General features: G+C 57.0%; 5 protein-coding genes. 1 reads left to right on the top strand and 4 read right to left on the bottom strand.

The features are described 5' to 3' along the window. Positions 1-2,846: amino acid adenylation domain-containing protein (locus SO156_RS45385; protein WP_498539408.1), on the bottom strand; the 2,846-nt coding region annotated here is incomplete at its 3' end. Positions 2,847-3,701: 855 nt separating this feature from the next. On the opposite strand from SO156_RS45385, the gene SO156_RS45380 reads away from it, so the two are divergent. After that, the gene (locus tag SO156_RS45380; protein ID WP_498539406.1) at positions 3,702-4,610 is read left to right on the top strand and encodes a hypothetical protein; all 909 of its coding nucleotides are present in this window, start codon (positions 3,702-3,704) and stop codon (positions 4,608-4,610) included. A 149-nt stretch (positions 4,611-4,759) separates the two neighbouring features. Here the strand turns inward: SO156_RS45380 and SO156_RS45375 are convergent, their stop codons facing one another. From SO156_RS45375 to SO156_RS45365, 3 genes are all read right to left on the bottom strand, one after another. Then, complete coding sequence (locus tag SO156_RS45375) at positions 4,760-5,272, bottom strand: hypothetical protein (RefSeq protein WP_498539405.1); 513 nt, start codon at positions 5,270-5,272, stop codon at positions 4,760-4,762. A 43-nt stretch (positions 5,273-5,315) separates the two neighbouring features. Next, positions 5,316-7,088, bottom strand: a complete 1,773-nt coding sequence (locus SO156_RS45370) for a c-type cytochrome (RefSeq protein WP_498539407.1) — start codon at positions 7,086-7,088, stop codon at positions 5,316-5,318. Between the two features lie 131 nt (positions 7,089-7,219). After that, positions 7,220-7,266 (bottom strand): SEC-C metal-binding domain-containing protein (locus SO156_RS45365; protein ID WP_498539180.1); only part of this gene is annotated, 47 nt, incomplete at its 5' end.

The following is a 7,266-nucleotide window of genomic DNA, read 5'->3' as shown; positions in this document are numbered from 1 at the left end:
GGCAGGTAGCGCGCCAGATCGCCGGTGCGGTACAGCCGGTCGCCGTCCACAAAGGGACTGGCTATGAACCGCTCCGCTGTCAGCTCGGGCCGGTTCAGATAGCCGCGCGCCACCCCCGCCCCGCCGACGTAGAGCTCCCCGACCGCGCCAAACGGCACCGGCGCACCATGACCGTCCAGCAGATAGACCACCGAATTCCGGATTGGTCGTCCCAGTGGCACCCGCTGCTGGCCATCGAAGCCAGCAGGCACCGGGTAGCAGAGACTGAAGGTGGTGTTCTCGGTCGGGCCGTAGCCATTTGAGATTCGCAGCGTCGGATGTCGCGTCTGACATGCTCTGATGGAACTGGCTGAGACCTCTTCGCCCCCGACCAGCAGTTGCTGCAGCCCACTGGTGCTCCGCCCCTCCCCGACATAGACGTCGAACAACCGCGCAGTCATCCAAGCGATAGTGATGCCTTGGTCTTGGATGATCCGGGCCAGCGTTGCCGTCGAGAGATAGCGTTCAGGATAGAGCACAACACTGGCGCCGTTCGCCAAGGCTCCCCAGACTTCGAACGTGGTCGCATCGAATGTCGGCGAGGAAGCGTTGAGAAAAACGTCCTGCGGCGAGATCTCGACGAAATCGTTCTCCGCCACCAGACGCACCACTCCGCGATGCTCGACCATGACCCCCTTGGGGGTGCCTGTTGATCCGGAGGTGTAGATCACATAGGCGAGATGGCGTGAGGTGAGGCCAAGCGCGCGCGGGTCCGGATCCAACGCCGGCAGGTTTGCCCACGCCGGCATGGCCGTCTCCAGATCCACCACGCTCACATCGGCCAGCGCATCGGCGCCCAGCGCGGATCGGCCGGCCGCATCGGCCAGCAGGAGCCGCGGCGCCGCATCGTCGAGAACCTGCCGCAGCCGCGCCGGTGGATAGGCCGGGTCCAGCGGCAGGTACGCCGCGCCCGCCTTGAGGATCGCTAAAAGCCCGACCACCATCGCCACGTTGCGCGCAACGCAGATCGCCACCGGCTGGTCCGGCCTGACCCCGAGCCCGATCAGATGATGCGCCAGGCGGTTGGCCCGCGCATTCAGCTCGCCATAGCTTAGCCGCTCCTCCTCATGGACCACCGCCACCGCGTCCGGCGCACGGCGAACCTGTGCCTCGAACAGCTCGTGGATGCACACGTCCGACGGATAGGCCGATGCCGTCCGGTTCAGCTCCTCCAGCAGATACGCACGCTCAGCGGATGACAAGAGTTCAATCCGCCCCACCGGCTGCCGCGGATCTGCCTTCACAGCACATAGCAAATTTTCCAAATGCTGGGTCATACGGTCGATATGCTTGGGCTCCAAGCGACTTGCATCAAAGTGCCATCGAGAGCTCCCATCTAGAGCGCAAACCTCAAATGTTAACGCCTCACCGGGCAGGGCTGCCTCAGAAGTCGGGCTCGAAGCTAGGTCACCAGTGGCAGACTCGCCACTTACAGTAAGCATAACGCCAACGGGCCAGGGCCGGCGCAATCGTAACGCATCCATACCGAGCAACGTTTGGCAGCGCGCGATAAGATCTCGCGCGAAGCTATCCTGCTCCTTCAGCTGAGCGAATTCGGCCGCCACCACCGTGCGCGCCTCTGCAAAATCGTTGTCGAGATCGATGGTAATTGCCATCGGCACAACAGAAGCGACAAGCACCTCGAGCGCTTTCAAGCCCGCTCGCGATCCACTCGGCGCGGGAGTCCATCCCAATTGAAGCTCTAATTCTCCCGTGATGCGGGCTAGGTAGATCAGCCAAGCCGTTAGCAAGAATTCCGTGCGATTACTGGGAGACAGCTCAGCCAAAGCACCTGGAATTCGCCATGAACTCAACTGCCATTGAGGTGCAGCCAAAGCTACTGAAGACGACAAAAAGGAAAGCTGGGATGTTTTGAACTGTTCAAGCCGCCGTCGCCAAAAACTCTCACGAGGCGCCAACATTTCATGCGAAACCGTTATGCTCCGCGCCTCGTCATCGCTCAGAATCGGGAGGCGGTCGCCTACATGGGAATCAGAACGCCTCGCGAGTGCCCGCGCATCCAGAGCCTTACCATCCAAGCTGCTAAGCCAAACATCAACATCCTCTGTCCCTGTCGCCACACGCCAGTGGCTGGGGTGGATCTCAACTAAAGACCCCGCAGCAAAGCCCGAGCGCCGAGCCGTCACCTCCAAGCGCCTGACGACGACAACGTCATCGCCTACGAGAGCCTTGGACAACCCCAATGGATTGGTATGATACGGGCCAAAGTCTAAGGCGCGCGTCATCGCTTCCAGATCTTGTGCGGATCGATCCCATCGCAGACAGCCCGCAGCATCTGGACGTCGACCTTTCGGGAAAACGCTTCGGTCCGCTAGCGCTTGCGGACGAGCACTAAGCTCTCCATTTGTTAAGCCAGTTAGAAGCTCGCGGAAGCCATCGATAGCAGCCTCATAACATTTGAGATTCAGCGTCAGCGCAGTATCGCTCGTCGCAATCAACACTTGGCGTTGGACGACCAGCTCACCAGTACCAACACCGTGATCGATACGATGCCACGTGATGCCATGTTCGGTCTCTCGGGCAAGAAGCGCCCAAGACGTCGCATGAGTTCCGGCATATCGCGGCAACGGACCGTCGTGGTAATTGAAAGCGCCTCTACGCGCTTTCCCAAACACATCTGCTGGCAATATGAACGGATTGGCAACAGAAAATATCCACTCGACTGGCTCGGCGTTGAGCAGCGCAGATAGCTCTTCAATGCTCGTCACACACAAGATATCGGCGAGAGCGGCCCAATCGCGGAATATGGCGTCGCCACACAGCGCCGCCCGGATCACGTGGCCCATCTCCATCACTAGCTGAGCACATCTAACAGCTAGCGTACCACCACCAACAAAGATGCAAGAACCAACCGGTATAGCAAGTTTCATCTGAACTCTTAGACAGGGGTTACGATGAAGGCCGTAACGGATCACCCCGCATTTCAAGCAATCGACATACCAATGACGTTCTGCGAGCGTTTCCTGAAGAAACAACGCGCGCCTCGCTCGGAATGCCGCCGTCGGACTTGGGACATCGACGTCCTGAATCAGACACAGCTCAGCACAACAATACGGACGTCATTGGCGACGATCACCGCATGGGCGTCCGCAAAGTCGTCGGAAGCTCTGCAACAGCCGCCGTCATCACCGCGCGTACAGCAGAATCTCCTTGGCGCTCACGTTAAGTAACGACGCGCCAATGACCTTCTGCGAGCTCATTCTGAAGAAAACAATTCGCTTCTCGCCGGGCTGCCAGAATTTTGCCGTCATGCCGTCGGGCTTGGGACATTAACGCCTTGAACCGAACAGAGCTCAACACAACAGCACGCGCCGTCAACAGCGACGACCACTCAAGATCGGGCGCCCGCGCCTTGCCCGAATTGCCTTTGCGAGCCAAAATGCTCGCCGCTGCTTTCTCCAGGTGGTCTGCTCGTCGAGTGAGAGAGGGTCCTGCGGCAGGGATTCCGCTCGATGTTGCAAAGTTCGCCGCGCATCGCGTTTTCGCAGATTGGCCGGGGCTCGGCACTAAGTAGCGTTTTCGCTTAATGCCCGCTGACGTCTGTGGCACGGCCCTTGCTCGTGAGGCGACGAAAGCGACGAAGAACGGGTCCACGGCGAATGTCGCAACCACAACTGAGTCCTGATCTCTCACATCGGCGCATGCTGTTGACCCTTGGGTGCAGCGGCTTGGATGTGACTTGCGCGATCGAGGCACTCAGTCAAGACCGTGTCATTTTGATTAGTAATGTCTCACCGAGCGAGGCGGACGGCCTCGTACATCAAATTGCCGGTGAACTGGGATTGCAAAAAAAGCTAGAGCTGGAGGCCGGCTTTTCCGATTTTCTTGGTCACCGACGGCGGATCAACAAATACTTCATGAGCGTTAATTCCCGAGATGATTATCAGTTTGTCACCCCGCATTCCGAAGGAGATCGAATATCTAATATGCAGTTGTCGTGCTTTTATTGTTTCGAGAATAGTAAAGACGGAGGAGAAACAATCCTATTGAACATCGACGACACAAGTGAGGCATGGGGACTTTTACGAGAAAAAACGACAAAAATATTACCTGGATCAAAACCATTGTCTCGGGGCATGATCACTCGTGCAAAAGCACTTTATCGTCTGAGCTCGCCGGATGACTATTTGGTACCAGATGACCAAATAGTAGCCGAGGTTAAATCCGAGATCCCGGGCCTTTTGCTGGCGATGGTTATGGCAAGGCCGAAAAGAAGCTTTTCCCTTCTCCTAGGGCGCGATGTGAATGTCCTTTGGGATAACATTGGTAGTGTTGACCAAAGCTGTCTTCACTTTTTCGTTCGGATGTTGCAGGAGCGCGAACTTCTCAAGTTCCCGCCGGACGGTTTTGAGTTGCACCAACTGGACCCCGTTAATGCAGGACGGAGCTGGTGTTCAGGCGCCGATTACGAGAAACTTTTTTGTGACGAGATTATTCTCAAGCTAAAACCAGGGGACCTTGTTATTCTGAACAACCTAACTTGGGCGCATGCGGTGAACAATTGGACATCGGCACCGGGCGCTCGAAGGATAGCCGTGGCATTGGCCTAGCGTAGTCCCCACTTTTCCTGAAAGTTGAGTCTTGCTTCAAGGGTGCATGAGCAGCATCCCTGAGCGACAGCGATTAGCCTGACGAAGGAGTGACCTGCCACTGCTTTTCATCCAGCGGCAGTTAGAGTCTCCAATGATTGACGGCTTGCTCATTTTGATTCCTTCACAACCACGTTGAGGGTCTGTACCGTCTCGGAGATTGTGTGATGCTGCGGATCCGCCCAATAGAGTCTTATTGTGTGCCGACCAGGCTTGGCAGGGAGATCGAAAACATAGAGATAGCGGCCATCACCAAGCTGGATCAGTTGGTCTGCCATTGGCATGAGCTCGGTTTCGTCCATCGCAACATGCAGATGAACGCTCGGATTGGCAGAGCTCATGGTCATTTCTGCGATGTTATCGTCGGCTTGGAAAACGAAAGCAACACGCTCGCCGATGGTATTACCCGATTGCGGCAGGAGGATCTTCAATGCGGGCAGCTCGCCGGTATTTCCCGATCTCTCAACAGGCGCACCGTCAGACCCGTGCATATGGTGCATGCCCGGCTCATGGTGTTGTGCGTGGGCTGGAGCCGCGACCAGAGCGCCAGCCACAAGAATCATGCACCAAATGAACAGTTCGAATCGATCGCCAAACCCGTTGGGACGGGATGATATTTGCATGCTTTCCTCCTTTGTTTGCGAGCCCTGAAAGATTTCCACTAATTCAGTGCACATGTTGAGCGGGTGGCGGGAGAATTTTGGACTCTCTATTGAGAACTCGGACCTGCGAGATCAGCTCGTCGGAATTTTGCCAACCACATTCGTCCTCCTCTTGCAACCAGCGCGCACGGATGTATCCGAACCTGTCGATTAGGAATTCCATGGAATGTCTTCCCATTTCCAAACGCTTGGGATCTCCACGATTTGTAGTGCTCCGGGAGAGCAGATCGTCACTTTCTCTAACCTCTTGTGCTCCATGCCGGACATTCGGGACGCCCCCCGCCAGCTTTGCGTCCGGCGACACGATAATCGCCCGCAATCGTTCTTTCCGGAATCTTTTCTGCTCAAGGCGTAGCTGTTTAATGCGCATTGCGTCGGACTTTTCGGGAAACACGAGCAACACATTGCTTTGCTCACGGAAGTCCTTCAGCTCCCTCTCCGCCCCATTCTCGTCCTCTAAGAAAAAGTTTGGAGCCCCCAGCCACGGATGATCGGGTACGATTTCAGGCGACAGGAGGCGCGCCTGAAATCCCTCTGAAAACGTCCGCAGGAAGTTGATCACATCCCAGCGGGCCTGTTCGTCCAATACATCAGCAAATCCGGGCATGCCGCTTTTTGGAATTCCATGGCTAAGCCACCAAAACATGTCGCCGGCCGTGTGCAGCGCAGTATGCGGTTCGCTCAAATTCGCGGGCGGCTTGGGAAGGGTCGATGCCGCCGGACCATCGCCAAGCCCTCCGCTGCCGTGGCAAGCCGCACAATTCTGGGCAAATAGACGCTTTCCATTGGTTATTGATATCGTCGAATAGGCAACCGACGGGCGGCGGTAAGTATCGGGATAGGCTTGCACGGATATCTGCCACAGACCGCCTGCGACCGAAATAACGGCGGCGGCGCCTGCTGCAACTGCTTTTACCTTTTGCGGCTTTCTCAAACAAACGAGTAGGCCCCAGAAGAGTGACAGTAGTGCTAGTGAGAAGGCGCCCGCCGCGATAACGGGCGTCGGCCACGCCGGCCACGTGGCTTCGATCGAAAAGCGAAACGGCAGCCACCAGATGGGCTGTTCATGTCGTGCTGGTATGACTGAAGAGAGCGCGGCTGCGCAGCCGACGATCAGAACACCGCAAAAGAATTCAGTTGCTGCCCATCCAGCTCCTGCAAGAAAAGCCGCGGGTTTTGCTCCTACGGTTTCCATGACGGGTAGGAAGCGCGTGCGAATCCGATTGGCCACCAACAGGATGCATGCAAGTAGAGCAAGCTTCGTTATAATCAGTTGACCGTAGGTCGTGCCAAGCCACTCGCCAGCCGAACTAGCGGAGCTAAACGCGAGCACCAAACCTGATGCGACGACGACGACCACGAAACCGATTGCTAGTTGGGAGAAACGTCGCAGCGTCGCTGCGACATAGACGCGCCGAGTCTCAGTGGGGGTGACAGCGACCGAAGCCACCAGCCAGATCCAAGCCGGTAAGGCCCCAAGCCAAGCAGAAACCGCGAGCACGTGAAGTTGATAGGTCGGAACGAGCCAACGGCTGTTGTCTTCCCCGGCGGCGTGTCCAGCAAGTGGACCAATCAGCGCGATCAGTGCTGCTGTCCCGGCTGTCACGATTGAAGCTAAACGTTGCTGCTCCCTCGACCAGCCGCGAATTAGGATCGCTGTCGGCAGCAGCAAAAGAAGAGAGAGCGCTAACCTTGCAAGCGTGATCCGACCGTAATGTGTGTCAAATCCGAAGCTTTCCAGCGTCTGGCCAGCCGCTACTATCTCCGGTAGTGCCATATCTGTCGCAATCGCGACTTGAGCGATAAATAGCCCAGCGGTAGCGAAGAGGTGAATGCCGGCCGCCCAGAGAAAGCTCACCTGCACTCGTCTTTGCCAAGGTAACCCTCCGGTGAGCACCGCGGCTGCGGCTAATTGAGTCCGCAGCATTTCTTGTATTTCTTGCCTGATCCGCATG

The sequence above is a fragment of the Bradyrhizobium sp. UFLA05-125 genome (assembly GCF_059803515.1).
The sequence above is the reverse complement of the archived record's forward strand: the minus strand, read 5'-3'. Positions and strand labels throughout refer to the sequence as shown.

Coding starts and splice junctions, on each gene's coding strand:
- SO156_RS45375 (WP_498539405.1), bottom strand. CDS start 5,272: ATGCAAATATCATCCCGTCCCAACGGGTTTGGCGATCGATTCGAACTG.
- SO156_RS45370 (WP_498539407.1), bottom strand. CDS start 7,088: ATGGCACTACCGGAGATAGTAGCGGCTGGCCAGACGCTGGAAAGCTTC.
- SO156_RS45380 (WP_498539406.1), top strand. CDS start 3,702: ATGCTGTTGACCCTTGGGTGCAGCGGCTTGGATGTGACTTGCGCGATC.